The 23,483-nt window shown below is 60.8% G+C and carries 34 protein-coding genes and 2 pseudogenes; 22 read left to right on the top strand and 14 right to left on the bottom strand.

Features of this window, described 5'->3' with window-relative positions:
* The first annotated feature begins 141 nt into the window (after positions 1–141).
* From SynWH8101_RS06305 to SynWH8101_RS14515, 3 genes are all read left to right on the top strand, one after another.
* Positions 142–426, top strand: a complete 285-nt coding sequence (locus tag SynWH8101_RS06305; RefSeq protein ID WP_130129029.1) for a hypothetical protein — start codon at positions 142–144, stop codon at positions 424–426.
* Positions 426–608, top strand: a complete 183-nt coding sequence (locus SynWH8101_RS06300; protein WP_130129028.1) for a hypothetical protein — start codon at positions 426–428, stop codon at positions 606–608. Before SynWH8101_RS06305 ends, SynWH8101_RS06300 begins: the two co-directional genes overlap by 1 nt.
* Before the next feature lie 125 nt (positions 609–733).
* A complete protein-coding gene (locus tag SynWH8101_RS14515) occupies positions 734–859 on the top strand; it encodes a hypothetical protein (protein WP_255423186.1) in 126 nt (41 codons plus the stop codon).
* 219 nt (positions 860–1,078) lie between these two features.
* On the opposite strand, the gene SynWH8101_RS06295 is transcribed toward SynWH8101_RS14515, so the two are convergent.
* The 3 genes from SynWH8101_RS06295 to SynWH8101_RS06285 form a co-directional block, all read right to left on the bottom strand.
* Complete coding sequence (locus SynWH8101_RS06295; RefSeq protein ID WP_130129027.1) at positions 1,079–1,828, bottom strand: GNAT family N-acetyltransferase; 750 nt, start codon at positions 1,826–1,828, stop codon at positions 1,079–1,081.
* Between the two features lie 95 nt (positions 1,829–1,923).
* Entirely contained in the window at positions 1,924–2,232 is a 309-nt protein-coding gene (locus tag SynWH8101_RS06290; protein WP_130129026.1) for an addiction module antidote protein, read from the bottom strand.
* A complete protein-coding gene (locus SynWH8101_RS06285; protein ID WP_130129025.1) occupies positions 2,232–2,534 on the bottom strand; it encodes a type II toxin-antitoxin system RelE/ParE family toxin in 303 nt (100 codons plus the stop codon). The genes SynWH8101_RS06290 and SynWH8101_RS06285 overlap by 1 nt, the downstream gene beginning before the upstream one ends.
* Positions 2,535–2,799: 265 nt before the next feature.
* Between SynWH8101_RS06285 and SynWH8101_RS14630 the strand changes: the two are divergent.
* Positions 2,800–3,084: pseudogene (locus SynWH8101_RS14630) on the top strand (Nif11-like leader peptide family natural product precursor); the annotation flags it as partial.
* 115 nt (positions 3,085–3,199) lie between these two features.
* Positions 3,200–3,370 carry a hypothetical protein gene (locus SynWH8101_RS14090; RefSeq protein WP_165380942.1) on the top strand — a complete coding sequence of 57 codons (171 nt, stop codon included), beginning with the start codon at positions 3,200–3,202 and terminating at the stop codon, positions 3,368–3,370.
* 35 nt (positions 3,371–3,405) lie between these two features.
* Here the strand turns inward: SynWH8101_RS14090 and SynWH8101_RS06275 are convergent, their stop codons facing one another.
* Positions 3,406–4,146: a hypothetical protein gene (locus SynWH8101_RS06275; RefSeq protein WP_130129023.1), complete on the bottom strand. Its 741-nt coding sequence runs from the start codon at positions 4,144–4,146 to the stop codon at positions 3,406–3,408.
* A 235-nt stretch (positions 4,147–4,381) separates the two neighbouring features.
* Here SynWH8101_RS06275 and SynWH8101_RS06270 point away from each other — a divergent pair, with 235 nt between their 5' ends.
* From SynWH8101_RS06270 to SynWH8101_RS14080, 8 genes are all read left to right on the top strand, one after another.
* Complete coding sequence (locus tag SynWH8101_RS06270) at positions 4,382–5,428, top strand: hypothetical protein (RefSeq protein ID WP_130129022.1); 1,047 nt, start codon at positions 4,382–4,384, stop codon at positions 5,426–5,428.
* Positions 5,428–7,059 carry a DnaB-like helicase C-terminal domain-containing protein gene (locus SynWH8101_RS06265; RefSeq protein ID WP_130129021.1) on the top strand — a complete coding sequence of 544 codons (1,632 nt, stop codon included), beginning with the start codon at positions 5,428–5,430 and terminating at the stop codon, positions 7,057–7,059. Before SynWH8101_RS06270 ends, SynWH8101_RS06265 begins: the two co-directional genes overlap by 1 nt.
* Positions 7,059–8,750: a DNA primase gene (locus SynWH8101_RS06260; protein WP_130129020.1), complete on the top strand. Its 1,692-nt coding sequence runs from the start codon at positions 7,059–7,061 to the stop codon at positions 8,748–8,750. Before SynWH8101_RS06265 ends, SynWH8101_RS06260 begins: the two co-directional genes overlap by 1 nt.
* A gap of 101 nt (positions 8,751–8,851) precedes the next feature.
* The gene (locus SynWH8101_RS14085; RefSeq protein ID WP_165380941.1) at positions 8,852–9,202 is read left to right on the top strand and encodes a hypothetical protein; all 351 of its coding nucleotides are present in this window, start codon (positions 8,852–8,854) and stop codon (positions 9,200–9,202) included.
* Positions 9,195–10,085, top strand: a complete 891-nt coding sequence (locus SynWH8101_RS06255; RefSeq protein WP_165380940.1) for a sigma-70 family RNA polymerase sigma factor — start codon at positions 9,195–9,197, stop codon at positions 10,083–10,085. Before SynWH8101_RS14085 ends, SynWH8101_RS06255 begins: the two co-directional genes overlap by 8 nt.
* A 43-nt stretch (positions 10,086–10,128) precedes the next feature.
* Entirely contained in the window at positions 10,129–10,545 is a 417-nt protein-coding gene (locus SynWH8101_RS06250) for a single-stranded DNA-binding protein (protein ID WP_130129018.1), read from the top strand.
* Positions 10,546–10,850: 305 nt separating this feature from the next.
* Positions 10,851–11,612 (top strand): class I SAM-dependent methyltransferase, encoded by a 762-nt coding sequence (locus SynWH8101_RS06245; protein ID WP_130129017.1) that lies wholly within the window; start codon positions 10,851–10,853, stop codon positions 11,610–11,612.
* Between the two features lie 644 nt (positions 11,613–12,256).
* A complete protein-coding gene (locus tag SynWH8101_RS14080) occupies positions 12,257–12,430 on the top strand; it encodes a hypothetical protein (RefSeq protein ID WP_165380939.1) in 174 nt (57 codons plus the stop codon).
* A gap of 114 nt (positions 12,431–12,544) precedes the next feature.
* On the opposite strand, the gene SynWH8101_RS06240 is transcribed toward SynWH8101_RS14080, so the two are convergent.
* The 7 genes from SynWH8101_RS06240 to SynWH8101_RS14625 all read right to left on the bottom strand — a co-directional run bounded on the left by SynWH8101_RS06240 (position 12,545) and on the right by SynWH8101_RS14625 (position 16,486).
* Positions 12,545–12,784 (bottom strand): Nif11-like leader peptide family natural product precursor, encoded by a 240-nt coding sequence (locus SynWH8101_RS06240; protein ID WP_130129016.1) that lies wholly within the window; start codon positions 12,782–12,784, stop codon positions 12,545–12,547.
* Between the two features lie 172 nt (positions 12,785–12,956).
* The gene (locus SynWH8101_RS06235; protein WP_130129015.1) at positions 12,957–13,235 is read right to left on the bottom strand and encodes a Nif11-like leader peptide family RiPP precursor; all 279 of its coding nucleotides are present in this window, start codon (positions 13,233–13,235) and stop codon (positions 12,957–12,959) included.
* A gap of 162 nt (positions 13,236–13,397) precedes the next feature.
* Positions 13,398–13,682: a Nif11-like leader peptide family natural product precursor gene (locus SynWH8101_RS06230; RefSeq protein WP_130129014.1), complete on the bottom strand. Its 285-nt coding sequence runs from the start codon at positions 13,680–13,682 to the stop codon at positions 13,398–13,400.
* 283 nt (positions 13,683–13,965) lie between these two features.
* Complete coding sequence (locus SynWH8101_RS06225) at positions 13,966–14,193, bottom strand: Nif11-like leader peptide family natural product precursor (RefSeq protein WP_130129013.1); 228 nt, start codon at positions 14,191–14,193, stop codon at positions 13,966–13,968.
* A 483-nt stretch (positions 14,194–14,676) separates the two neighbouring features.
* A complete protein-coding gene (locus SynWH8101_RS06220; protein ID WP_130129012.1) occupies positions 14,677–14,919 on the bottom strand; it encodes a Nif11-like leader peptide family natural product precursor in 243 nt (80 codons plus the stop codon).
* Between the two features lie 220 nt (positions 14,920–15,139).
* A complete protein-coding gene (locus SynWH8101_RS06215; RefSeq protein WP_130129011.1) occupies positions 15,140–15,379 on the bottom strand; it encodes a Nif11-like leader peptide family natural product precursor in 240 nt (79 codons plus the stop codon).
* A gap of 663 nt (positions 15,380–16,042) precedes the next feature.
* Positions 16,043–16,486 carry a Nif11-like leader peptide family natural product precursor gene (locus tag SynWH8101_RS14625; RefSeq protein WP_370587017.1) on the bottom strand — a complete coding sequence of 148 codons (444 nt, stop codon included), beginning with the start codon at positions 16,484–16,486 and terminating at the stop codon, positions 16,043–16,045.
* Between SynWH8101_RS14625 and SynWH8101_RS06200 the strand changes: the two are divergent.
* A pseudogene (locus SynWH8101_RS06200) lies at positions 16,373–16,663 on the top strand (DNA-3-methyladenine glycosylase); the annotation flags it as partial. The gene SynWH8101_RS14625 and the pseudogene SynWH8101_RS06200 overlap by 114 nt on opposite strands.
* 2 nt (positions 16,664–16,665) lie before the next feature.
* Here SynWH8101_RS06200 and SynWH8101_RS06195 read toward each other — a convergent pair.
* Positions 16,666–16,959 carry a galactose oxidase gene (locus SynWH8101_RS06195; protein ID WP_254428083.1) on the bottom strand — a complete coding sequence of 98 codons (294 nt, stop codon included), beginning with the start codon at positions 16,957–16,959 and terminating at the stop codon, positions 16,666–16,668.
* Between the two features lie 111 nt (positions 16,960–17,070).
* Between SynWH8101_RS06195 and SynWH8101_RS06190 the strand changes: the two genes are divergently transcribed.
* The 5 genes from SynWH8101_RS06190 to SynWH8101_RS06170 all read left to right on the top strand — a co-directional run bounded on the left by SynWH8101_RS06190 (position 17,071) and on the right by SynWH8101_RS06170 (position 20,812).
* Complete coding sequence (locus SynWH8101_RS06190) at positions 17,071–17,667, top strand: hypothetical protein (RefSeq protein ID WP_130129009.1); 597 nt, start codon at positions 17,071–17,073, stop codon at positions 17,665–17,667.
* 13 nt (positions 17,668–17,680) lie between these two features.
* A complete protein-coding gene (locus tag SynWH8101_RS14420; RefSeq protein ID WP_130129008.1) occupies positions 17,681–18,199 on the top strand; it encodes a PD-(D/E)XK nuclease-like domain-containing protein in 519 nt (172 codons plus the stop codon).
* Positions 18,112–18,627, top strand: coding sequence for a PD-(D/E)XK nuclease-like domain-containing protein (locus SynWH8101_RS06180; protein ID WP_130129007.1), 516 nt, complete (start codon positions 18,112–18,114; stop codon positions 18,625–18,627). The genes SynWH8101_RS14420 and SynWH8101_RS06180 overlap by 88 nt, the downstream gene beginning before the upstream one ends.
* Before the next feature lie 111 nt (positions 18,628–18,738).
* On the top strand, positions 18,739–19,329 hold the full coding sequence (locus SynWH8101_RS06175; RefSeq protein ID WP_130129006.1) for a sigma factor: 591 nt from the start codon (positions 18,739–18,741) through the stop codon (positions 19,327–19,329).
* 121 nt (positions 19,330–19,450) lie between these two features.
* Entirely contained in the window at positions 19,451–20,812 is a 1,362-nt protein-coding gene (locus SynWH8101_RS06170; RefSeq protein ID WP_130129005.1) for a hypothetical protein, read from the top strand.
* Between the two features lie 183 nt (positions 20,813–20,995).
* Here SynWH8101_RS06170 and SynWH8101_RS06165 read toward each other — a convergent pair whose 3' ends face one another.
* Positions 20,996–21,706 (bottom strand): hypothetical protein, encoded by a 711-nt coding sequence (locus tag SynWH8101_RS06165; protein WP_130129004.1) that lies wholly within the window; start codon positions 21,704–21,706, stop codon positions 20,996–20,998.
* A gap of 161 nt (positions 21,707–21,867) precedes the next feature.
* Between SynWH8101_RS06165 and SynWH8101_RS06160 the strand changes: the two genes are divergently transcribed.
* Both SynWH8101_RS06160 and SynWH8101_RS06155 read left to right on the top strand, forming a co-directional pair.
* Complete coding sequence (locus tag SynWH8101_RS06160) at positions 21,868–22,365, top strand: hypothetical protein (protein WP_130129003.1); 498 nt, start codon at positions 21,868–21,870, stop codon at positions 22,363–22,365.
* Between the two features lie 59 nt (positions 22,366–22,424).
* Positions 22,425–22,625 (top strand): hypothetical protein, encoded by a 201-nt coding sequence (locus tag SynWH8101_RS06155; RefSeq protein ID WP_130129002.1) that lies wholly within the window; start codon positions 22,425–22,427, stop codon positions 22,623–22,625.
* Here the strand turns inward: SynWH8101_RS06155 and SynWH8101_RS06150 are convergent.
* Positions 22,591–22,809 carry a hypothetical protein gene (locus SynWH8101_RS06150; RefSeq protein ID WP_130129001.1) on the bottom strand — a complete coding sequence of 73 codons (219 nt, stop codon included), beginning with the start codon at positions 22,807–22,809 and terminating at the stop codon, positions 22,591–22,593. The genes SynWH8101_RS06155 and SynWH8101_RS06150 overlap by 35 nt on opposite strands.
* A gap of 173 nt (positions 22,810–22,982) precedes the next feature.
* Here SynWH8101_RS06150 and SynWH8101_RS06145 point away from each other — a divergent pair, with 173 nt between their 5' ends.
* Positions 22,983–23,228 (top strand): hypothetical protein, encoded by a 246-nt coding sequence (locus SynWH8101_RS06145; RefSeq protein WP_130129000.1) that lies wholly within the window; start codon positions 22,983–22,985, stop codon positions 23,226–23,228.
* Positions 23,229–23,483: the final 255 nt, after the last annotated feature.

Raw genomic sequence — 23,483 nt, 5'->3', positions numbered from 1 at the left:
TTGACAAAACCCTTTCAATATGCAGTTCAGAATTAACCTCTAGCAAGCCCCAAGCAGCCTCGACAGGCCTACCAACAAGTCAGCACCAGTAGCGGCAGGGCTGTTCTACAGGCACTATGGGTAGCGGCAACGGCGATCCGGATGACCACGACCTTCAACACCCAGAACCTGCGGGGGCAGTCCCTGCTGTTCCGTTGTCTGGACACGGGGTTCGTCACCACCGCACCGGCGCTGACCCGCTACCAGCAGGGCAGAGGCATCGATCCCGCCCGGCGCGAGCTGGTGGGTGAACGCAGCCCCCACTGGCACAAACAGACGCCTGTGACGATCTGCGAGCACTGCGGCATGGCGGTCAAAGGCAACCAATGGGCCTTCCGCCAGCATCAGCAGACCAAGCGCTGCCGGAGGGCGCAACAAGCATCGTGATGGCCAACCCCCTCTGGTTGCTGCTGCCCTGGGCGCTGGTGGCGCTCTCTGCAGGCATCAAGTTCTGGCGTCTCACCAGCGCCTGGCGGCAACGGGAGATCGCCAGTTCCGATCAAACCGACACGGACGCGGCCCGGCAGACCCTCGAGCGGATCTGGGAGCAGGATCAGCAGAGGCGATGAGGCCAGGCACGGCTCTGCCGTTGATGCTCCTGCTCGGAGCCTGCAGCATCCAAGCTGAGAGCGCCCATCGCAGCCCTTGCCTGGATGGAGGATCCTCGTGTGCGGCCGCCCAGGCGCCTGCAGGGATGCGTCAGGTGCTCAAGGGTCACAGGATGGTGAAAACCAAATGGATGGAGAAAATCAACAAAGAATCAGGCGTGCCGGATATTGGCGTCAAGGCGGGGTGGAAAGCGATCACTGAATTCCGCTAATCAGCATCCAGGGGCCTGAATGCGAAGCCTCAGACGCCAATGAGCGCCAGAATAATGACGCGCAAGCGAATGCAAGCTGCATGATTCGTATTGAAGATTTGTGCAGAATGCTGATAATTAGTGGCCGACTTTAGAGGCTTACGTTTGAGGTGAGCGGGGGCAGAGCGCGCAGGAGACCCAGCCCGACTGCGCCTCTTGGGTTTCCCGATAACTGACATATTAGGCCTGGTGAGTTTCACCGGACACCCAAACGTTGGCTGTGCAGACAGTCTCGAATCCGAGCTTCTCGTAAAGGCGGTAACCAGCGGGCGATGCTCCGAGGAAAAAGCGGCGGATCTGGTTATTGCGTGCCTGCGCCATCGCTGTCGACAGGAGCCTTAGACCAATTCCGCACCGTTGACGCGATGCGTCCGTCCCCATCGCCCAGATGCCGCAGGTATCGCCGTGATAGGTCAATGTAACGCTGCCTACGGGGTCACCATTGGTGCGAGCGACGTAGACATCGATGCCCGTCGAATCGAACAAGGACGCAGGCTGCGCTCGAAGTACGCTGTCTTTTGGCATGCCATAGGCTGAAACCAGCACATCTGCGCTTGCCTCCGCATCCTCGGCGCCGGACGCGCAAACAACTTCAACGTCGGGGTTACCGGATGGCTCGATTGGCACATCATCACGCACCATGATCGGAAAATCCACCGCATAGACCAGTCCCAGATCGGCTGCGATGTCGTTGAGAGCCTTGTCAGCTTCTGGGAAGATGATGGCGAGAAACGGAAGCTGTCGATCCAGGCACGAATCCACCATGTCCCGGAAGCGATTTTGGTCAGCGCCGGCCCCAACAACGAGCATGTTCATATCGGCAACCGGTTCGTTGCTCAAGGCCAACTGAAGGCCGGGGCAGGCGGCCGCCTCATAGCGTGTCGCCTCGCCAAGAAACGTAGTGACGGCGTCATTGGTAAGGCGGCGCAAGACGGACTGACTCAGTGATTTCGATGCTCTATTCACGGAATTTTTCCTGTTCTTTAGTACTCCCAGTCACTTGACTCTTGCTTGGTCATTTGCACTCAAACGACCTCAGCCTTCTCCTGAACTCCGGCACTCAGTTTTAATCCGAGCGCGGAGATCACTTTGAGAACAGTGTCAAAACTAGGGCTGCGATCACCAGACAGCGCTTTGTACAGGCTTTCGCGAGAGAGTCCTGTCTGGCGAGCGATCTGCGTCATCCCCTGAGCACGAGCGATATCGCCAAGAGCCTTGGCAATGAAGGCAGCATCGCCATCGGCATCCTCGATGCATGCCTCGAGATAGGCCGCCATTTCGTCAGGTGTTCTAAGTGTCTCAGCGACGTCGTAGGGCAGAGTCTTGATCTTCATCAACGGTTCTCCGTGATCTGACGAGCCAGCAAGAGAGCTTCCTCGATGTCTCTTGATTGTGATGACTTATCGCCACCAGCCAAGAGGATGATCAACGTGGAGCCTTTTTGCTGGAAGTAGACCCTGTAACCAGGGCCGTAGTTGATTCTCAACTCTGAGACACCAGAACCAATGGGTTTGACGTCACCCGGATTGCCGCCAATAAGACGCTCAATCCTGGCCTGAACGCGCGCTCGGGCCCTGAGATCACGTAGATCCCCCAGCCATTGCGCAAAGCGCTCTGTTTGCCGAACTTCAACCACCCAACCACTGTAGCCACCTGGCTACGCGTGCGCAAGCCTCAGATTTGCTGAAGGTCCCTTCTGCCTGCTCCTTCGAGCGCCAGTTACAAGGTCCTCGTCTGTCCATTGCCTGGAAGGGCTTTCTCTAGGGGGTGAGAGTGTCTTGCGAACCCACAGAAATTTCTTCAAAGATGAACTGCCGGGCTTCTCACGCCTGCTGGGAGCACGGTTGAGCGCGTGGGCCTCAGTCATCGTGGTGTTCACATCGCTTGACCTGATCAGCTCCATGGCAATGATGCAACCGCGAATGCAGGCTGAGGGTATCGGGCGATCGCGACTGGAGAAGCCCCGACTGTTTGCAGTTCCTGCATCATCAATGCTGAGTATTGTCTCCCGCGATGCAGCTGTTAGCCTCACGCTGGTGGCCGATCTCGGCAGAATTGTTTCAGAAGATTTTGTGGAGTTTATTGACCGCTCCGCTTGCAACCTGACGTTGCAAGAGAGAATCAGATCATGCACATCACCGGAGCATTTCACTGAGATCGCGCAGTCGTACGGCTTGACACTATCTACAGAGGAGCTGTTCAAGAACTCCAGGCATTTACTAGCCTGCTATTTCCCTTGGCATGGCCGCGGTGACGCGTGGCGCATAGAGTTTTTCAACCCACCCTGCCGCACCGCCCCTTGTGAGCGTCAACATCGAATGGCAGGACCAGCACGGCCGCTGGCATCACCTTCAAAGCAAGCAGAACCAGACCGACGCCTATCGCGTCGCCATGCGACGGGCTGAATCCACCGGCAAGCGGCACCGCCTTGTGGATGACTCCGGTCGGTTGCTGGAGCTGCTCGACAGCTGAGCCTGCATTGCAACCCTCCCGGCTGATGCAGAGCTTCAGCCCTGCAGCTCCTGCACCAGCTCTTCCGGTGTTCGTGCCCGCCCATCGATGCGCTCCAGACCCGCGCAGATGCCCTGCACGTTGGTGGTGAGTTCCTCGGCGCTGAGCACTTCCAGGCCCGCTGCTGCTGCCACCACCAGCTTGGCCTTGGCCTCATCCGCCAGCGCTTTGGTGAACGCCTGGCGTGCCTCAACGAAATCCACCCTGGCGTTGCGGATCACCGTCTCGATGTAGGGGCCGAGGTTCGCCGCCACCTGGGCCATGTCGGTGCTGCCGCCACTGCCGCCGATCACACCGGGCAGGTGCACATAGCCCAGATACAGCTCCAGAAAACCGCCCTGGGTCAGGGGTTGCTCGGTGCGGGGGTCGATCAGCGGTTCAGCCCCCTCCAGCAGCTCCTCGATCCGGGGGGTGAGCGGCGCGCAGCCCAGCTGCTCCAGTTGCTCCGGCTCGCCATAGCGTACGATCCACAGACCCAGGTTGATCGCACCGAGCGCATCCACGGTCTTGACGCCGAGCATGCGCATCCGGCCATTGCGGATGTGGGAGATCTGACTGGTGTGCAGCGCCCCTTCCTCGTTCAGGGCCCAGGTGGCCAGCTCCTCGAGAATCGGATGGGACCAGCGGTTGCGCGCGATCCAATAGATCATCACCGCCGACATGTGCTGCTTGCCGTCCTCCCGCCGCGCTTCGTTGTCGGCAAGGACGCCATCGCGGCTGAGCACAGGAATCGTCATCACTACGGAGCCCTCTCTTGGATCAGCATGGCTCCGTCACGATTCGAATGTCAACAGGTACCTGCACGGATCAAGACACTACAGCTGGTGTGCCGGCGTGCAGGGGCGCCACATGACCTGACAGCTCAGGCCTGAATCCAGGCCACAACACGGCTTTCGCGGGCATCGGCCCGCCTCAGGGGTCCCCGGGCATGGAACGCTCCCCCATACCTTGTGCGAGTCCGCATCAAGAGCCATGCTGATCAACTTCTCCAACTCCCAGCTCGCTCACGTCTGTCAGCTCGCCGATACCAACTATCCAGGCGCCTTGCTGCTGCTGGATCTCTATGGCGCCCTGGCCTACAAAGCCGGGGCCCGGGTGCAGCTCTCCACCAGCAAACGCCAGCTCGCCCTCGATCGCTGCACCAACATCAAGACGATCGATCGCCAGCTCGCCAATCTCGCCCGGCTCGGCTGGATCGAATTGCGCACGATCGAGGGCAAGGGCACCGAGATCCTCCTCAAGGGCATCCCGCCGCGGGAGGACTCCCCTTCCGTCCTCACCCCGCAAAGGGATCGCGCTCCAACCCCGCTCCGGGAGCGCAACCCAACCCGCTCAGGGGTCGATATTGACCCCTCTCCTGGTGCACATATAAAACAAAAACAACAGCCAAACAGAGAAGAAGAAAAGAGCAGCCCCTCTCCCGTCACCACCAGCAGCAGGGGGGAGGAGCCATCCAAGCCAACCGCTGCCGCAAGCGCAGCTGATCCGCCACCTGACCCGCCAGCTGATCCGGCACCGGAACCGGACACGGCCGATCTGCAGCAGCAGCTGATCGACTCCTGGAACCGCCTCAAGCCCGATGCCTGGCGGCCGCTCAAGCACCTCTCCCCCTCCCGGCAGCGCTCGATCCGTGCCCTCGGCGGCCTTCGCCAGGTGCTCGCCCTCCTCCCCGAGGTGATGGCCGGCGCCAAGGCCAACCGCTGGTGGAGCGGCAAGGCGATCGCCTTCGAGCAGCTGATCGGCACCGGCCTGACCCCCAAGGGCCACTTCCATGCCCTGGCAGAAGAAGCCCCGGAACCCTCCAGCAAGACCAACCCCACCAGCACCCATGCCAGTCGTCTGGCTGCAGCGATCAACAGCATCCCGGCCTTCGCCGGTCCCCAGCACCCGGACTTCTTCCCGCCGGAACCGCTCACCGGTGACCTCAGGCCCCGGCATGGCTTCCCCAGCAAGGCCGAACGCCTGGCCGCCCGTGAGGACGCCCGTCGCTTCTACGCAGCCAGCGGGGTGCAGGCCTGATGGACACACTCACCGCCACCAGCCTTCCCGAGCAGGTGCTCGGTGCGGTCGATGCCGCCCTTGCCGCTGGCACGGTCGTGATCCAGGACGGGCAGCTCCAGCTCGCGGCTGAGGCGGAACCCGCCGCCGACGACGCGCTGCTCAGCAACCTCGACCCCAGCAACTCCGCCCCCAAGGACGACCCCAGCAACGCCAGCAGCGGCGAGTGCAGCCTGGAACAGGAGCGCCTCATCCTCGGCTTTGCGCTCCACGGCGAGCAGGACAACAGCCCGATCTGGGCACGCTTTCGCGCTGCACTCGGCCTCAGGCCCGATCAGAGCGTCCCAGACAGCCTCTGGTCGCTGCCTCTGCACCAGCAGCTCTCCAGTGAAATCGAGGCGATCTTCCAGGGCCAGCGCGATCTGCGCACGCTCAATGGCCACACCCTGATCGAATCCACCCGCCTGCGGCTCGAGCGTGGTCAGATCAAGGGCTCTCTGCAGCAGATCAGCGCTGACATCACCGCGCTGGCGCGCGATGCCTCAGGCCTGATCGCCAATGATCTGCAGATCGCGATCGAGCTGCTCCAGTCCACGCGTGCCCGCACCCTCCTCAAGGCCGCCGGCTCTGAGCTGGAGCTGGCCCTGCGCCGCGATCGCTGCATCGAGCAGGTCGCCCAGACCATGCTCAACGCGATCGAGAACGCCAGGGCCCTGGTCGCCGGGCGCCTGGGCCAGAGCATCGAACTGGAGTGCTTCTCCAGCGAGCGCGAGACCCTGCTGGAGGCGATGACCCAGGAGCGCTGCTCGGCGATCTCCACCGGCATCGCCGCCCTCGACATGGACCTGCAGGGCGGTGTCCAACCGAGCGACACCGGCAAGCTCAACGTCATCGGCGCCCGCACCGGTGTCGGCAAAACCACCGTCGGCATGGCGGCTGCCATGGGCCTGGCCCTCCATGGCGCCGGGGTGCTCTTTCTCTCCAGTGAACTCAGCAGTCGCGAGATCACCGCCCGCGCCCTCAGCCATTACGCCTACCGCCGCGACCATCTCGCCTGCCGCGCCTGGATCCTCGAGGGCCGGGGCCGGCGCCGGGAGGTGGCCAGCGGCTTTGAGGCGATGCTCAGCCAATGGCAACAGGAGCGGGACGCCGGCGTCATCGGTGATTTCCACTCCAAGGCCCTCTTCCATGCCACCGCGGAGGACATGATCGATGCGATGCATGCCGCCAAGGCCCGCAACCCCGGGCTCTCAGCGGTGTTCATCGATCACTTCCATGCCCTCAGGCCCAGCAAGGGCTACATCAACCGCAGCCAGGAGATGGAGGCCCGCATCCTGCTGCTCTACCAGGCCGCCAAGGCCTGCCAGCTGGATCTGTTCCTGATGGCCCAACTCAACCGCGACGCCTGCCTCAGCGATGCACCCAGGCTGGATCACATCAACGGCACCGATGCGATCGCCCAGCTCGCTACCGCCGTCTGGCTGCTGGAGTTCGAGCGCAACAGCGAAAGCTTCAATCCGGGGGTGCTGCAGCTCACCCACGCCAAGTGCCGCAATGGTCAGCGCGTCGGCGATGACTTCATCCACTGCAAGACCTCGATCCTGCAGGTGAACCGCGAATACAACGCCATCACCAGCGAGGCCCATTGCTGATGCGGCTGCATCCAACGGTGATCGAGCAGGTCAGGCAACGGCTGCAGATCGTCGATCTCTTTGAGCCCGCCAGCCTCAGGCGGGTGGGCGGTGAGTTCCTCACCCGCTGCCCCTGGCATGAGGACCGCCGGCCCAGCCTCAGCCTCAACCCCAGCAAGAACCTCGCCTACTGCCATGTCTGCGCCCGCGGCACCGACGCGATCGGCTGGTGGATGGAGCAGCAGGGGCTGAGCTTCCAGGAGGCGGTGCTCCAACTCGCCGAGCGCCTCGGCATCACAGCTGAGCCGATCGATGCGGCAGACCGGGATCGCCTGCAGCAGGAGAGGGCCGAACGCAAACGGCTGTATGCCCTCAGGCAAACCCAGCGCCAGACCTTTGCCGAACGGCTCTGGCGCAGCGAGGGCGCCGCTGCCCTGGCCTACCTGCAGGGGCGTGGTCTGACGCCACAGACGATTCGGGACTGGCAGCTGGGCTGGAACGGTGAGCGGGTGATGGTGCCGCTCAACGATCCCCAGGGCCGCACCGTCGCCTTCTCCGGTCGCTTGCTCAACCACCAGAACGACCAGCCGGGGGGAGCACCCAAGTACCGCAATTCCCGCAATGACCTGCTTTACCAGAAATCCCAGCTGCTCTTTGGCCTCGATCGCGCCCGCGAGGCGATCAACCGCAGCAGGCAGGCGGTGCTGGTGGAGGGACAGTTCGATGTGATCCGCCTCGCCCAGACGGGACTCAGCAACGTGCTGGCGGTGTCGGGCTCCAACCTCACAGCCTCGATGCTCCAGCTGTTGCAGCAGCACTGCCGCATCGAGCAGCTGCTGCTCTGTTTTGACGGCGATGCCGCTGGCGCCAGTGCCGCCGATCGCGCCATTGCGGCCCTCCAACCCCAGGTGCTCAGCAGCGGGCTGGATCTGCGCATCCTCAGCCTGCCGGCGGGGCAGGATCCCGCCGAACTGGCCGATCAGTTCCAGGCGCTGCTGGACCGCGCGATCAGCTGGATCGACCACCGCCTCACCCGCGCCAGTGCGGGGCTCGATCTGGGCGATCCAGCCACGATCCAGCGCTGCGAGCAGGAGCTCCAGGCGCTGCTCAAGCAGCTGCCCGCCGGTGGCCTGCGCGCCTACGTGCTGCGCCGCGCCAGCGCCCTGCTGAGCAGCGATCTCAACAGCACCGGCCTGGAGGCGATCCCGCCCGCTCCAGCACCTGCCACCTCGCGACAACTGGCAGGCCTGCCGGCAACAGCCGAAGCCAACCGGAGCGACAACCCAGCGGGATCGCGTCTCACCGGCTCAAGCCGTGGCGGCATTGATCACCAGCGCTGGGCCGAGCGACGCGCCCTGCGCCTTTACATCCACGACCCCAGCCAACGGGCCGCCCTGCAAGCGATCCGCTACCGCGAACCGCTGCTGGCGGAGATCCAGCAGGTGATCGAGACCGTCGAGGCGATGGGTGGTGGCGGCACAGGCCTGCGCGGGCTGCTGATGGGCCTGATTCAGCCCCTGATCGGCCAGAACCGCCGCGCCCTGGCCGAGGCGATCGCTGCGCTCTGCAGGCCACCTGAGGAGGTGCTGCGGGTGATCCGGGCCAATCCGCTGGGGGAACTGGAAGGCGCCCTGCAGCTGCTCAAGCGCGGACCTGAACCGGAGGGAGCAGAGGCCCAAACCACCGCACCCTGTTCGACTTCTGATTCATAAGCAAACCATGAAGCTTTCGTATGGACGTTGACAGCCTCAGCGCAACGAGGCCAGCTTGTGGTCACGCCTGTTCCAGTTCGCATCACCAGGAGGTCTCAATCATGCAGCGCATCCAATCGGACCATCAGGGCCGGCGCGTCTGCGGCAACAGCGCCATCCGCATCAACAGCAAGGGCATGCGCATCAATCCCGCCCTGCCCCGCTGCGATGACATCCAGCTGGCCCTGCTCCAGCACCGCGAGCAGCAACGGCAGCCACAGCGGCAAGCCTCAGGCCCGCAGGCCGGGCAGCAGCGCCCTGAGGCCCATCGCCTGGACCATGCCTGCCTGCGGCGGCGCATCGCCGAGCAGATCCGCGCAGCTCTCAACAACGAGGCCAAAGCCGCAACGACAACCGCCCAACAGACCAACCAATCAACCCACACCAGCTGCGGAGGCCAGATCCATGCTTGACACCGTCACCTGCTGGCTCCAGGCCGCTGGACGCGAACCGCGTCTCACCGACGAGGAGCTGATCATCCTCAGCCGCACCATCCAGAGCAGCAGCAGCGGCAAAGCGTCCAAACGCGCTGGGCAGCGGGCTCTCGATCGGGTGATCCGCGCCAACCTGCGCCTGATCGTCACCGTGATGCGCAAGCGCTTCTCCTGGATCAGCCTGCGCGGACCCCTCGCTGCCGATTGCCTCCAGGAAGGCAGCATCGGCCTGCGCAGCGCCGCCCTCAAATACCAGCACCAGAAGGGCTATCGCTTCTCCACCTACGCCGCCCAGTGGATCGCCAAGGAGATCGGCGAATTCCTGCGCGATCGTCATCGCATGATCCGGGTGCCGGTCGATTGCCACAGCGTTGCTTACACCGCCCGCAAGCTCGCTGCCCGCTCCGCAGCACGCAACGGCACTGGAGGCCCGATCGTCCTGGAGGAGGTGGCCAACAGCCTGCAGAAGCCCCTGGACACCGTGCGGCAGTACTTGCAGGCGTTCCGCAGCACCGACTGCATGAGCGCCAACCAACAGGTCCAGTCAGAGGAAGGCCAGGAGTTGCTCCAGTTCCTGGCGGACCCGCATCAGGACTATGACGAGCAGCAGGACCAGCGCGCCGAGCGGATCGGCACGGTCCTGCAGGCGGTGTTTGATGGCCTTGGTCTCAGCGCCAGGGAACGGGCGATCGTCTGCAAACGGCAGCTCTACACGGTGCCGGTCACCTTCCGGGAACTGGGCAGGACTTATGGCGTCACCAGCGCAGCGATCCGCTGCCAGTACCACCGGCTGATGGAGCGGATCCAGAGCCAGCTGCAGCGGGCCGATGTTTCCTTGACCCATATCCTGTCAGAGGTCTGATCGACCACCTGCTCAATACGCCTCCTGATTCCACTTGTTGCCTATGGCTTCCATCGCTCTTGCCGGCATGCTCGTTCAGGCGCCAAGCCTGCGAAGCTTTGACTCCGGCTCCCAGGTCTGCTGCTTCTGCGTCGCTGATCGCGCCTACGTCAGGCCCCGCAAGGGAGAAGAGGACGCACCGGGGCAGTTCTATGACGTGGAGGTGTGGGGCAAGGCCGCTGAGCACTGCGTCGATCGGCTCCACAAAGGCAGCCGCGTGGCAGTGCAGGGCCAGGCGATCTGGCAGGAGTACCGAAACAGCAATGGCGAGAAGCGCCGCAGCCTCAAGGTGACCCGGGCCAACCTCACCTTCCTCGACAGCAAAAGCGAACGGCAAGCGTTGGCAGCCACTACCTCTACGGCTGAGACCGGAGGCTCAGCCCACACGGGGAGCCGCACTGGCGCCGGTGCGCCGTTCTAAGCCGAGCAGGGCAGAGCAAGCCCCAACCATCACACAAAGCCCCTGGGTGCGACGGAGCGCCTAGGGGGGCTTGTTGAAATCACATTTCCGCGACCACCAGTTGCAGGAAACCTGACGACAACGGGATCAGACTCCCAAGAGCCGTAGACCTCCTTTACGAACCGGTAGTTGAAACCGGTAAGGAGCTGTATCGCGCTTTTGAGCTAGCGCAGGCCAGTCCTGAGCCAAACGTAGAGCTCTCTTGTTGAAGACGACTGAACATAAAGGCAATCGCACTACAGTTAGATAGCGTGACTGATGCCACCTTGGATGATCTCAGCCTATTGATCGACCTGCATGTGGACAGCGAGCGTCAGGGACCGGGAAGCGACGCTTGCACCAAAAAAGCCCTGCAGCTGACGGGACTGAACCGAGAGAAAGCCCTGCAGATTGCAGATCTTGGCTGCGGCACCGGCGCCTCAGCGATGGTGCTCGCGGAAGAACTCAACGCCAAAGTGCTTGCTGTTGATTTCTTGCAACCTTTTCTGGACGCTCTCAATGCTCGCTCGAGCGAACGCGGGATCGACGATCAGATTGACACCATCTGCTGCAGCATTGATGATCTGCCATTCGAAGACCAATCGCTTGACGCAATTTGGTCGGAGGGTGCAATTTACAACATCGGCTTTGAGAATGGAGCAGGCGCCTGGAAGCGCTGTCTCAAACCAGGCGGTTATCTCGTGGCTTCCGAGATCACATGGCTGACGCGCGAGCGACCCGCGGAACTCACCCAACACTGGGAATCCGAATACCCAGAGATTCGCTTGGCATCTGAGAAGTTTGAAGTTCTCGAACGACTTGGTTACATCCCAGATGCCTATTTTATCCTCCCAGAAAACTGCTGGCTCGATCACTACTACAAGCCGATGCAGGATCGCTTTGAGGCCTACCTCGAGCGAAACAACCAGTCGGATGATGCGCGTGCAGTGGTGGCTGGCGAACAGGCAGAAATCGATCTATACAGGAAGTACAAATCCTTTTTTGGTTACGGTATGTATGTGGCCCGAGTGCCTGGAGAGAGGCGATAACGGGGTTCCAAGCAAAACCCCCGAGCACTGCCCGGGGGTGCATGGCAAACCACATCCCGATGAAGCATTGGGTCTTGAGCGAAGCTGCTGGCGTTGGCGCCTGGGGCCATACGTTCCAGGTGTGGGCTCCTTTGGTCTCCTGGGGCACCTGTGACGGTGCAAACGGAGTGTCGATCAGTCAGGCGCACCGGTTGAGGTCTCTCCTCTTGCCCGACTGAACGACCTGCCCACGGTTGGGTAAAGACTGTTGGAACAGGGGCCGGCAGTCAGCGTGCTTCTGACAGGTAGCGAGGTGGCGTGTCGTCCATCCGGGCGCCTCCTTGGTGGATATCGATACAGTCGCGCCACCCGTGGCGCTGCGCAATCGGGAATTCCACGCATTGCCTCTGGGGCTGAGCGGGAGCAGAGTGAAAGTGATTTGACCTTGGTTTCAGACTGGAGCGGAGCCCGAGGCCACGCGGCACGCCATGCCTGAGATCAGCCTGCCGAGTTTTGCGTACACACAGCAGCTGGGCTGGTCTACCACTCGCTCTGAGACATTCAGAGCCTGCCGCCGCTGGTACTTCTACCAGTACTACGGAAAATTCGACCCTGAGATCCCTTAGGGCCGCATCCTGCAGCTCAAGGGGTTGAACAGTATCCCGATGACGGTCGGCAACGCTGTGCATGACGTGCTCGCGTCAATGTTGAAACCCCTGCTCGGGACCGCAACGCCCATTGATCGCCAGCGCTTGACACGCCACACCGAACGCACGCTCGACGGGCTTCTGAGCGGGCTGGCTGATGGAGACCTACTACAAGCAGCCGCCGCAGCCTGAGGTGTCTGAGCTGCTTGAACCGGTGCAGGCCTTCCTGGCTGATCGTACCTGACGGCTATGGCGAATTGAAAAACAAAAGCCCCTGCGATTGCACGGACTTTTGATGCTCAAGCTTCAGCATCCCTGCTCAAGTAGCCACTTTGGAACATACCTACAACCGCCAGCCACGCCTTCAAGCTCCTCCTCAGAAACTTCTGCCTGAGCCCTTCTCAACTCATCAACAGAAATGACAAAGCCCGCAGCCTTGGCAATCGCCACCACGGCATCGTCATCACCTGCTGCTTTCAGCTGCTTCTGTAGCCCCGCATCAGCCTTCACGGCATTCAGGAAAGCCTTGAGTTGCTCTTCTGACATTACCTCGAAAGGACCAGGAGATAAACCTCCAGTATAGCCTATCTTTCTTCAGGTTGCGTTGATGATAATGGTGCCAGGTATTGGTGGCTGAATGAAGGGTCTTTGTGGGCTATTGAAGAAATGAAACGCCCCTGCCGCTACAGGGGCTCTTGGCATCTTTATAACACGTCTTCTAATGACAGACAGATTTCATGGCCCAGGTCGCGAGAAAGTTTCCGCCTCGATGAACGTAATTGTAGGTCTCATTGCATTCACCACCAGCCACACCTTCCAACTCCTCTTCTGAAATCTCTGCCTCAGCTCTCTTCAGCTCTTCAACAGAAATCCCAAAGCCAGCAGTCTTAGCAATCGCCACCACGGCATCGGCATCACCTGCCGCTTTTAGCTTCTCCTGAAGACCTGCATCAGCCTTGACGGCTTTCAGGAAAGCCTTGAGTTGTTCATCTGACATGGCTTTGAGAGGGCGAGGTGTCAAATTCCATTATAGCTTATCTGTCTTCAGGAAGCGTTGATGACGAAGGCGCCAGAAATTGGCGACTAAATGAAGGGTCTTGGTTGGATATTGAAGAAATAAAAACCCCTTGTAGCGACAGGGGCTTGACGGGATTAGGGATTACGTTTTGGGTTTAGGAGTCACATCGCCAACAAGAATACCGTTAGCATAAAAACCACAAACAGCTTGGGTTCCCCAAGGCCCTACACCCCCAGCCACGCCTTCCAGCTCCCCTTCCGAAAGTTCTGCCTGAGCCTTCTTCAACTCCTCAGCTGAAATCACAAAGCCTACAGCCTTAGCAATCTCCACCACAGCATCGGCATCAGCTGCCTCCATCAACTTCTCCTGAAGACCAGCATCCGCCTTGACGGCTTCTAGGAAGGCTTTGAGTTGCTCTTCTGACATGGAACGTGTGGAGCTACAGCCCGTTTTTAGCAACCGTTGACGACGTTGGCAGCAGGCAACAAAAAACCCCGCCATTGCTGACGCACTACTGTTGCTTAATTGACGAAAAAATTGTGCCAGGTATCGGAAGCCGTTTGGGGCTGGTTGAGGGTGGCTGAAGAAATAAAAAGCCCCTGCAGTCGCAGGGGCTTTTTAGGATTAGGCTGAAAGGGTTGCAGCAGTATCTATTAGATATATATACAATTTATTCTAATTTCATACTTCCACAGGCACAAAGCAAAACTCACAGGAGTTCCAAGTCACGCCAGCCACCACCAGCCACGCCTTCAAGCTCTTCTTCGGAAATCTCTGCCACCTGAGCTTTCTTCAGCTCCTCAGCAGAAATCACAAAGCCTGCAGCCTTGGCAATCGCTACTACGACATCAGCATCTTTTGCTGCATTCAGCTTCTCCTGAAGCCCTGCATCAGCCTTGACGGCTTCCAGGAAGGCTTTGAGTTGCTCTTCTGACATTGGGTTGACGCGGTGAGGTGTGATGACTTCCAGTGTCGCCCATTCACAGCCTGGTGTCAGCAGGATGTGTTGAGAATGACTCAGTAACCACGTTCAGAACCACCACGACTGCCCATGTACTTCTGCCTCTGCTCTAAGTAGGCGTCTACATCAGGTGGCGGTGAGATTTCGGCGAGCCAACGGAATCAGAGATGGCGATGGAGAGCGAAGTTGTTGGTGAATGTTTTGAGGGAATAAGGGTAGAAGTAGGGAGAGAAATATTGAAGATGGTTTTGGTGTGCCCTGGATTTTTCGATTTGGTGCTCAGTGCCTCATTAGGTCTGTAGTCAGGCTGCGCTGAGTGCAATGGTGCCAGGCATCGGAAGCCGTTTGGTGCTGGTTGAGGGTGGATGAAGAAAATAAAAAGCCCCCGAATAAAAAGCCCCTGTGGAGACAGGGGCTTGACTGGATTAGGTAGCAGGATATTTCTTTCTATGATATTTTCTAAAAAACCCCACCACAGCCGCCCCCCGTCACACCAGTGCCGGTTCCCCCAGCCACGCCTTCCAGCTCCTCGTCCGAAATCTCTGCCTGAGATTTTTTCAACTCATCAACAGAAATGGCATAGCCCGCAGCCTTGGCAATCTCCACTACAGCATCCGGATCGGAAGCCGCCTTCATCTTCTCCTTAAGACCTGCATCAGACTTAACTGCTTCCAGAAACGCATTGAGTTGCTCTTCTGACATTGGGTTTGAGCTTCAACAGTCACATCATAGCAAAACGGACAGCATTTATCTGTTCAATAAAGAACTCCGCCATTGCTGACGTAATACTGTTGCTTGATTGACGGAAATTGTGCCAGGTATTGGAGGCTGAATGAGGGGTCTTCGTGGGCAGTTGAAAAAATAAAAAGCTCCTACGCAGACAGGAGCTTAAGCAAGATTTTTCTTATTTATAATGTCCTCTTCACCTATTAGTAGTTACACAACCAAAAGTACACACTGCAGTCCCACCAGCCACGCCTTCCAGCTCCTCTTCAGAAATCTCTGCCTGAGATTTCTTCAGCTCCTCAGCAGAAATCACAAAGCCTGCAGCCTTGGCAATCGCCACCACCGCATCCGCATCGCCTGCCGCCTTCAGCTTCTCCTGAAGCCCTGCATCAGCCTTGACGGCTTCCAGGAAGGCTTTGAGTTGCTCTTCTGACATCGCTTTGAGTGGGCGAGGTGTGGTGAGCCCCCATTATCGTCCATTCCATGGCTGCCGTCAGCTGGATGTTGAGACCTACGCATCAGCCACTCCCATAGCCACCACGCCCATCCAAGATTTCTCAGCCCTCCCCCAATCCTTCTTCTTTCGCCCCGCCCAGGCGGTCGCCCCCGCCCTGATCGGCTGCCTGCTGGTGAAGCGCCAAGTGGTCGGCAGCTTGCTTTGGAGCTCAAGGATGCTGAAGCGATTGGTGGAGGCAAGAGGTGCTCATAGAAGCAAGAGAAGGCGTGTCTCGTCAGGGCAGCAGCAACTGCCTTTTGCATTTGATTGTCGCCTCAATCAAATCCCTGACGAGTGGCATCAGATTGCGGTGAGATTTAGACGAGCCAATGGCATCCGTGATGGCGATAGGGAGCGAAGTATTTGGTGAATGTGTTGAAGGAATAAGGGTAGAAAATAGGAGAGAAGTATTGAGGATGGTTTTGGTGTGCCTTGAGTTTTTGTTGTGATGCACTGAGTGCCTTGATGGGGCTGTAGTTAGGCTGCGTTGAGTGCAATGGTGCCAGGTATTGGAGGCTGATTTATGGGCGCTGGCGGGTTATTGAAGAAATAAAAAGCCCCTGCGACTGCAGGGGCTTTGGGGGTATTAGGGTAGAGGATGCGTCAACAATCCAACAGATACGGTGTACCTAATATAGCTAAACCACCACCAGCCACACCATCAAGCTCCTCTTCTGATACCTCTGAATGAGCCCTCTTCAACTCCTCAGCTGAAATAATAAAACCTGCAGCCTTGGCAATCGTTACGACGGCATCACCATCTTTTGCTGCCTTTAGCTTCTCCTGAAGACCTGCGTCGGATTTGGCAGCTTCCATGAAGGCTTTGAGTTGCTCTTCTGACATTGCTGCGCTGTGAGTGGGTGTGATGCCTCCATTTTGGGTCATCCACAGCTTGATGTCAGCAGGATGAATCAAGACCTGCAAGCCACTCCTATACCCACCCAGCCCATCACCCAAGACTTCCCAGCGCTCCTCCAAGCTTTTTTCGCCCGCCCTGCCGAGCTGGTCGCCCCCGACCTGATCGGTTGCCTGCTGGTGAAACGCCAATCCTCTGGTGAGCTGCTGTGGGGCGTGATTGTGGAAACGGAGGCGTATTCCCAGGACGACCCCGCCTGCCACGGGCATCGCCGCCGCTCCCCCAGCAACGGAACGCTCTTCGGTGAGCCAGGGCGTTTTTATGTGGTTGTGAGCTATGGCATTCACCACTGCGTGAATGTGGTGTCGCCTCACCCCACCTCCGGTGCCCAGCCCTGCCGCAGCGCCTGCGCTTCGCTCCAGCCGTGGCAGCGGCGGCTGAGGTGTTCACCCTGGGCGATCAGGCCCTGATGCAACTGGCAGCAGAGCAGGGTGATGCAGCTCGCGCCAGCGTGATGGCGAAACCAGTGGCAGGTCATGCAGACCTGGCGGCTGCGGCTGGGCCGGAGCAGTTCGGGTGGCAGGTAGGGCCAGCCCTCGCAGTCAGCGCTCACCGGCACCAGCACGGGCCCTTCCGCCTGCGCTTGCGTCTTTCCCTTCGTCATGCGGACCGCCCTCAATGCGTACACATGTACTAGCACCGCTCATTCACCTCCGCCACCTCCGCGAACGCAGCCCCATACGTTGCTGGCAGTTGTTCGGTTTCGAACCAGCACATGACCAGCACCCGTTCCCCCCAGGCCGCTCGTCAGGCCAGCACCTCCCTCCCCGCAGACGCCGATTGGCTCACCGATTGCCCCGACATCGCTACTGCGGCCCTCTTGATCAGCACTGATGACGCCGGCATCGAGCGTCTGCAACGCACCCAGGCCTGGGGGGCACTCAACGTCAACCCCGAGCATCGGACGATCGATCAGTTGCTTTTCCTCAACCGCGAGCGCGGTGAGATCAGCCACGTCGCCCTGCTCAACGCCGCCACACCGTTTCGGCGGGCGCACCGCCGCAGTGGCACCAACAACAGCACGGGCACCGCAGCGGGCACTGTCGAGCCCGTGATCGCCCTGGTGGATGAACTGCTTGACCCCCTGCCCTGCGATGCGGCGCTGCTGCAGGTGCAGGAAACCCTGCTCGGCATCGCCTCGCCGGCAGAAACCACACCGCTGCTGATCGCCGACGTGGATGCTCTCTATGCCGATGCAACAGCCTGGGGCGATGCAGGCCAGGGCGCTGAGCAGGTCACCGCAGCGATCGTTGATCAGCTGATCCTCCATCAACGCACCGGCAGCAACAGCAGCAGCAACGCTGCCGCCTGAGGGGGTCTCCGCCATGCCATCACCACAGGCAACCGCCGCACCAGGCACTTCTGCCCTGATCACCTACCAGCAGAGCGACGCCGACTACCGCAACGCCCCCGGCCTCAGCCAATCAGAAGCCAGGGAACTGCTGCGTTCAGCCGCCCATTGGCAGGCCCGCTATGGCCCCGATGCCGAACCGCTGCAGCCCACCAGGGCGATGCTCTTTGGCCAGGCCTTCCACTGCCGCATTCTCGAACCCGCTGACTTCTGCAGTCGCTATGCAGACAGACAGGACCTGGAGGTGAACCTAAACCTCAGCGAGCTCAAGGCCCTCGCTACTGCCCGCGGCCTACAGGTGAGCAGTGGCGCAAGGCTGAACTGGAGGCCTGCCTTTGGCCGCAGGGTCGCCCAGTGGATCCCCGCATCGGCCTCGATCGTGAGGAGCTGGTGCGCATTGAGGCCATGGCCGCCTGCCTGCTGGGCCATCCCCTCACCGGCACCTGGTTCAACCCCGAGCAGCCCCAGTACCGGCGCCACAACGAGCTGGTGATCCACAGCACAAGCGCAGGTGGTCTGCAGCTCAAGGGGCGCCTGGATCGCGTGCTGATCGATCAAAAGCAGCAGCAGCTGACGATCCTCGATCTGAAAACCACCACGAGTGCAGCGCCGGAGGAGATCGCCCGCATGGCCGCCAATCTGCACCTCGATCTGCAGGCCAGCTGGTATCGCCATCTGGCCACCCAGGCCTTCCCGGCCTTTGCGGTGGATGTGGTGCTTGTGGCGATCGAGAAGCAGCCGCCCCACGCCATCGGCCTCTACCGCGTCAGTGAGGCGATGCTCACCAACGGCGACAAAAAACGGGCCCTGGCGATCGATCGCTTCTGCGCTGCTCAGGCCAGCGGCGCGTGGCCCGCTTATCCAGCCCAGATCCAGACCCTGCAGCTGCCCGCCTGGGCCCAGTGGCACTCCCAGGCCTGAGGCGACAGCGAAAAACGCACCACCGGCGCCATGGCACACCCAGGAACGCTATTCCTGTTCGATTGCGAACAGACGCTCATACGTTGTGGTACTCCCCGCTCCTTTCTGCCCATGTCCGTCCGGCCGCTCGGCTTCCAGCTCAGCAAGACCCAGGCCGATCAGGCCTGCCGCCATCTGAACCTGGCCCGCCGTGAGGCCTGGCGATTTCAGCGCCGCACCCGGATGGAGTACGACGATCTGGAATCGGCAGCCTTCCTCGGTCTGCTCAAGGCCTGCCGGCGCTTTGACCCCACACGCGGTTGGCGTTTCTCCAGTTATGCGGTGCCGGCAATCAAAGGAGAGTTGCTGCACCACGTGCGCGACACCTCCTTTCTGCTGCGGCTGACCCACCGCATGCGCGAGCTCTGGGTCAGGGGCCGGCGCCACAGCGAGCGGGGCGCCAGCGATCAACAGGTGGCCCAAACGCTCGGCATCGCCCTGGCGGAATGGCTCGACATCCGTCAGGCCTGCAGTCTGGCGGTGCTGGAACTCAAGCCCGGCCTGGACGCTGCCGGTTCCCCCCTGGAGGCCCAGGAGGACGATCGCCTCAGCCCCCTGGAGCGGGCGGTGGAGCGCTGCTGGCACCGGCAACAGCAACAGCTGCAGCAACACACCCGGCCAGAGCAGCCATCAGAGGCCAGCCCACCAACTCCTGTTCGATAACGAACAGCACTCCATACCTTGTCTCGTGATGCGTCAGGCCTCAGGTCAAAAGCTCGCGGCCTTCCCCCGCATCACCACCTCGTCCCCCCCTCGTCACTTCCGCCCTTTCCCTTCCCTGCCGATGACCGCTTCTGCCCAACACCTGGAGCATCTGCATGCCCTGATCCAGTCCGGGCGCCATCCCAGCAAAACCGCTGCAGTCAGCGAGCTCATCGCGCACCACCCCAACGTCCGCCAGGGCTACAAATCCATGGCCTCGGCTCTGAAAAACACCCTGGCGGCTTACCGCAGGCACTACGGCGCCGCTCCCCTGCCCCGGCCGCCCCTGCAGAGGTCAGCTCCCCTTGAGGGCTGGAGCAGCGAGGAGAAACGCCGCGCCGCCGATCAGGAGCTCCTCTGCACCAATGTGCGCCTCGCCAAACAGAAGCAGGCCCAGTGCGACAGGAACCGGATCGAAACCAAAGCTTTCCGCCAGCACGCCCGCATTGAGAACGCCCTTGAGGCCTATGGCCAGGCCCTGGTGGAGCAGCTGGCGCTGCTGCAGGACTACCTGCCCGATTACCGCGTGCGCACCGGCAAGCTCAACCCGGAGGCTGCCGCCATCGTGGTGCACCTCAGTGATCTGCATTTCAACGAGCTGATCGATCAGCCCGACAACCGCTACGACTTCGAGGTGGCAGCCAGAAGGCTGGAGAAACTCGCCGGCATGGTGCGGCTGCAGGGCCAGGCCTTCGGGGTGGAACGGGTGGTGATCTGCTGCGGTGGTGATTTCCTCAATTCCGATCGCCGCCTTGATGAACTGCTGCACATGGCCACAAACCGGGCCCGCGCCACCATCCTGGCGGCCCACATCCTCGAGCACTTCATCCGCGATCTGCGTCAGGACTTCTTCCTTGATGTCTTTGGCATCACCGGCAATGAGGGACGGGCCAAGGACGAACTGGGCTGGAGTGATCTGGCGGTGACCGACAACTACGACGCCCAGATCTTCTACATCCTCCAGATGATCCTCGGCGGCAGCGATCCCGGTCTGCGTTTCCATCGCCTGCAGGGCAATGAGGCGATCTTCTCGGTGCACCGCGAAACCTTTCTGCTCGTGCATGGCCATCAGGTGAACTGCAACGACCAGAAGAAAGTGCAGTCGATGATCGGCCAGAAATCCGCGGCCCTCGGCGTGCGCATCACCCACGTGCTCGCCGGTCACATCCATGCCTCCCTGGTGGGGGACTACGTCAGCCGCAATGCCTCACTGGCCGGTGCCAATGCCTACAGCGAGGACGCCCTGCAGCTGGCCTCCAAAGCCGCCCAGAACATCCATATCGTCACCACCGATTCACTCTTTGGCCTCAAGGTGGACCTGCAGCATGTCGAGGACTATGAGGGCTATCCGATCATCGAGGAGCTCTGCGCTTACAACGCCAAAAGCCATGCCAAGGCCTACCAGGCCAGCAGGCCGGTCACACCGGTGGTGGTGGTGATCTGAGCCGGACACCACAGCAACCCACAGCGAACGCTGGTCCATACGTTGCCTGCAGCTGATAACAGTCGCGCGTGCCCTGAGCCAGAGCCTGAAACAGCGGGAGGCACCACCAGAAACGGTGCTCAATCCACCACCGGCCCCAGGGCCGGTTTTTTCATGCTTTCGCCTTTTGCCAATACTTTGCTGTCAGCGCAGCGACATCTGTAGGTGACGTGAATGCTCCACATCCGCCGTGCTGATCGAGCCCCGCTGCAACCCCAGGTCCGTCAGATAGCTGAGATCAGCACCCTGGAATTGTGCCGGGGTCGTCTCCGGTGTCAGGGCCTCCACGATCGCCGCAAAGGTTTCGGGCCAGCCTTTCATCCAACGCAGGCTGTCGTGCTGCCGCAGCAGGGTGCGCAACACCTCCTGGTAGTAATCGCTGCCGAGCTTCTCGCCCCGATCGTGCGGCCTGCCTTCCCGCACAGCCCGTTGGATCAGCCGTTCGCGTTGATCAAACAGCTCCTCAGGAATCGCCCGCGGCTCCAGCATCGGCAGGAAGCTGATCCGGCTGCAGTCGCCATTGACGATCGTGTTGGCATCAGCCTCCAGGGCCAGAGAAATCTCCATCGGCTCCAGCAATTCCTCGATCGCCACCACCTGCGGAATCCAGGCATTGAGATCACCCCTGAGGCGCTGCCAACCCCTGAGATTGAGCTTGAACAGCACCCGGTTGCGATCGGTTTCCCAGAGCACGATCTCTTCAAAACCGGTCCAGGTCTCCGCCGGCAGCGCCACCGGGGGCCAGCGCAGATCACCGCCATGCAGACGCTCCAGATCAGCAGACCAGCAATTGAGAAACAGGATGTGGCTGGCGGGATCCACCGCAAACACTTCCTTGAGATAGCCGTTCTTCATGGGATCATCACTCCACAAACACGTGGCAGGCCACCACCACACCGGGCCCGATTCGCGCTCCTGCGCAACTGCAACGGCAGTACCATGCGATCCCGGGCCCTGTCCATTGACTAGCCAGCAGGGCAGAAAAATGGCAACAACATCCAGAAGACATTCAGCTGTTGTCGCTGTTGATGCAAAATCCGCAAAATTTCACTCAGCTCTGGCGTCATGCACCTGCACCATCCACCAGATCTGGAGTTGCCAGCAGGCCACTGGTTTGTACGTTGAAAGAAGACGTTTCCTCTCCAGAGGCAGCCGCCATGACCCTCGCAGAAGGCAACGCAACCACTCACCACCACCATGAACAGCTGCTCGAGCATCTGTTCATGGCGCGGTTGCTGGATGGCAACGGAGAGGCCATCGATGTCTCGATCTTTGCTGATACAGGACGCCCGATCTTCTGTTGGGGGAACGAGTTCGGGACCGAGCGCGGCATTGCTCTGATCAAAGCGATGCAGGACTTCTTTGATGAAAAGAAGCAGGAGCACCAGCCACCGACAGCACGCATTCGCGCCTTCATACGCGCCCTAGAGGCCACTGCCGCCACCCACGGCCTCACCCTGGAACTCACAGAGCCAAGCCCCAGCAACAGGCAAGCCACAACTCTGACCCCCTGACAACACCGGGGATGCAGCCGAACCATGGCCCATACGTTGCCTGCAGTTGCTTCCCCTCCATGGCACGCGTCGCTCCCATCCCCGAATTGCTGCATGCCCGCCGCATCGGCGATCTCTGCCAGGTGGTCGTCATGCGCCCCGCAGCTCAGGCGTCAACAACAGCAACAGCAACAGGAATCAACTCCCAACCGGTGACGATCCAGCGCCGCGCCTGGGGCTGCCTGCTCAGCGATGCTCCCCGCCACTCGGCATCAGCTTGACGCGGCGGCGCACCCGGGCCCGGTAGCCCACATGGGCAGGCCCGTAGTGCTGAATCAGGGCATCGCGGGCCTCATGCTGCAGCTCCTCCAGGCTGCTGGCATCGATCCGCAGTTGTGGGTTGCGGGAGCGCCCGGTCAGCTGCCTGGTCCTGGCCTGTTCCACTTCAAAGGTGATCTCACGCATCGGCACCATCGCTCCGCCTGGCCATCAGCCTGATCGAATTCATCCGGCACTGACGTCCCGCAGGCGTGCGGATCGCCACATCTGACGGTTCAAAACAGCACAACGGCTGAGGCCCAAGAGCCCTGAGCAAGCCGCGAACACTGCTCCATAGCTTGGAGTGCTGCCCTGATGCCATGCCAGAAACCATTCCCTTCTCACCCACCCCACTGACGCCAGGCCAACGCTGGCTCTGCTGCCTGGCGGTGGCGATCAAACGTCGCGATCCGGTGCTGATCAGCCAGTTGGCAGAGAAGGCCGAACACCAGCTGACGCCAGCGCGTTTGCGCCGCACGGTCTCACGCCTTGATCGCTTTCAGCTGACCGCCGAGGACTGGCACTGGTTGCGCTCCCTGCAACAGGAACTGGCAGCGGCGGAATGACCTGGTGGCCGCAGATCCTCACAATGGAATGGCCCCCTGATTCCGCCACCGATGCCGGCAGGACACCGGGGAGAACACGCGGGCGCCAACGCTTCTGAACCAGAAACCGAGGTGCTGGCCGGTTCCATCGAACGGGTCACCTTCCACTGAAAGTCGGATCTGGCGAGAACGAAAGGCGAAAAGGGTGTGGATCGTTACCTGCACCACCCCCTGGCTTCAGAAAGCTGGAGGTGGTCGGAACACCGCACGGCCGGG

This window comes from Synechococcus sp. WH 8101 (assembly GCF_004209775.1).
GTDB lineage: Bacteria > Cyanobacteriota > Cyanobacteriia > PCC-6307 > Cyanobiaceae > Synechococcus_C.
Note: the sequence above shows the minus strand (reverse complement) of the source record. Positions and strands in the feature narration are given on the sequence as shown.

Bases quoted from the DNA above. Each gene is read 5' to 3' on its own strand.
- SynWH8101_RS06305 (WP_130129029.1), top strand. From the start codon at position 142: ATGACCACGACCTTCAACACCCAGAACCTGCGGGGGCAGTCCCTGCTG.
- SynWH8101_RS06300 (WP_130129028.1), top strand. From the start codon at position 426: ATGGCCAACCCCCTCTGGTTGCTGCTGCCCTGGGCGCTGGTGGCGCTC.
- SynWH8101_RS14515 (WP_255423186.1), top strand. From the start codon at position 734: ATGCGTCAGGTGCTCAAGGGTCACAGGATGGTGAAAACCAAATGGATG.
- SynWH8101_RS06290 (WP_130129026.1), bottom strand. From the start codon at position 2,232: ATGAAGATCAAGACTCTGCCCTACGACGTCGCTGAGACACTTAGAACA.
- SynWH8101_RS06275 (WP_130129023.1), bottom strand. From the start codon at position 4,146: ATGACGATTCCTGTGCTCAGCCGCGATGGCGTCCTTGCCGACAACGAA.
- SynWH8101_RS06270 (WP_130129022.1), top strand. From the start codon at position 4,382: ATGCTGATCAACTTCTCCAACTCCCAGCTCGCTCACGTCTGTCAGCTC.
- SynWH8101_RS06265 (WP_130129021.1), top strand. From the start codon at position 5,428: ATGGACACACTCACCGCCACCAGCCTTCCCGAGCAGGTGCTCGGTGCG.
- SynWH8101_RS06260 (WP_130129020.1), top strand. From the start codon at position 7,059: ATGCGGCTGCATCCAACGGTGATCGAGCAGGTCAGGCAACGGCTGCAG.
- SynWH8101_RS14085 (WP_165380941.1), top strand. From the start codon at position 8,852: ATGCAGCGCATCCAATCGGACCATCAGGGCCGGCGCGTCTGCGGCAAC.
- SynWH8101_RS06255 (WP_165380940.1), top strand. From the start codon at position 9,195: ATGCTTGACACCGTCACCTGCTGGCTCCAGGCCGCTGGACGCGAACCG.
- SynWH8101_RS06250 (WP_130129018.1), top strand. From the start codon at position 10,129: ATGGCTTCCATCGCTCTTGCCGGCATGCTCGTTCAGGCGCCAAGCCTG.
- SynWH8101_RS14080 (WP_165380939.1), top strand. From the start codon at position 12,257: ATGACGGTCGGCAACGCTGTGCATGACGTGCTCGCGTCAATGTTGAAA.
- SynWH8101_RS06240 (WP_130129016.1), bottom strand. From the start codon at position 12,784: ATGTCAGAAGAGCAACTCAAGGCTTTCCTGAATGCCGTGAAGGCTGAT.
- SynWH8101_RS06235 (WP_130129015.1), bottom strand. From the start codon at position 13,235: ATGTCAGATGAACAACTCAAGGCTTTCCTGAAAGCCGTCAAGGCTGAT.
- SynWH8101_RS06230 (WP_130129014.1), bottom strand. From the start codon at position 13,682: ATGTCAGAAGAGCAACTCAAAGCCTTCCTAGAAGCCGTCAAGGCGGAT.
- SynWH8101_RS06225 (WP_130129013.1), bottom strand. From the start codon at position 14,193: ATGTCAGAAGAGCAACTCAAAGCCTTCCTGGAAGCCGTCAAGGCTGAT.
- SynWH8101_RS06220 (WP_130129012.1), bottom strand. From the start codon at position 14,919: ATGTCAGAAGAGCAACTCAATGCGTTTCTGGAAGCAGTTAAGTCTGAT.
- SynWH8101_RS06215 (WP_130129011.1), bottom strand. From the start codon at position 15,379: ATGTCAGAAGAGCAACTCAAAGCCTTCCTGGAAGCCGTCAAGGCTGAT.
- SynWH8101_RS06195 (WP_254428083.1), bottom strand. From the start codon at position 16,959: ATGACGAAGGGAAAGACGCAAGCGCAGGCGGAAGGGCCCGTGCTGGTG.
- SynWH8101_RS06190 (WP_130129009.1), top strand. From the start codon at position 17,071: ATGACCAGCACCCGTTCCCCCCAGGCCGCTCGTCAGGCCAGCACCTCC.
- SynWH8101_RS14420 (WP_130129008.1), top strand. From the start codon at position 17,681: ATGCCATCACCACAGGCAACCGCCGCACCAGGCACTTCTGCCCTGATC.
- SynWH8101_RS06180 (WP_130129007.1), top strand. From the start codon at position 18,112: ATGGCCGCCTGCCTGCTGGGCCATCCCCTCACCGGCACCTGGTTCAAC.
- SynWH8101_RS06175 (WP_130129006.1), top strand. From the start codon at position 18,739: ATGTCCGTCCGGCCGCTCGGCTTCCAGCTCAGCAAGACCCAGGCCGAT.
- SynWH8101_RS06170 (WP_130129005.1), top strand. From the start codon at position 19,451: ATGACCGCTTCTGCCCAACACCTGGAGCATCTGCATGCCCTGATCCAG.
- SynWH8101_RS06165 (WP_130129004.1), bottom strand. From the start codon at position 21,706: ATGAAGAACGGCTATCTCAAGGAAGTGTTTGCGGTGGATCCCGCCAGC.
- SynWH8101_RS06155 (WP_130129002.1), top strand. From the start codon at position 22,425: ATGGCACGCGTCGCTCCCATCCCCGAATTGCTGCATGCCCGCCGCATC.
- SynWH8101_RS06150 (WP_130129001.1), bottom strand. From the start codon at position 22,809: ATGCGTGAGATCACCTTTGAAGTGGAACAGGCCAGGACCAGGCAGCTG.
- SynWH8101_RS06145 (WP_130129000.1), top strand. From the start codon at position 22,983: ATGCCAGAAACCATTCCCTTCTCACCCACCCCACTGACGCCAGGCCAA.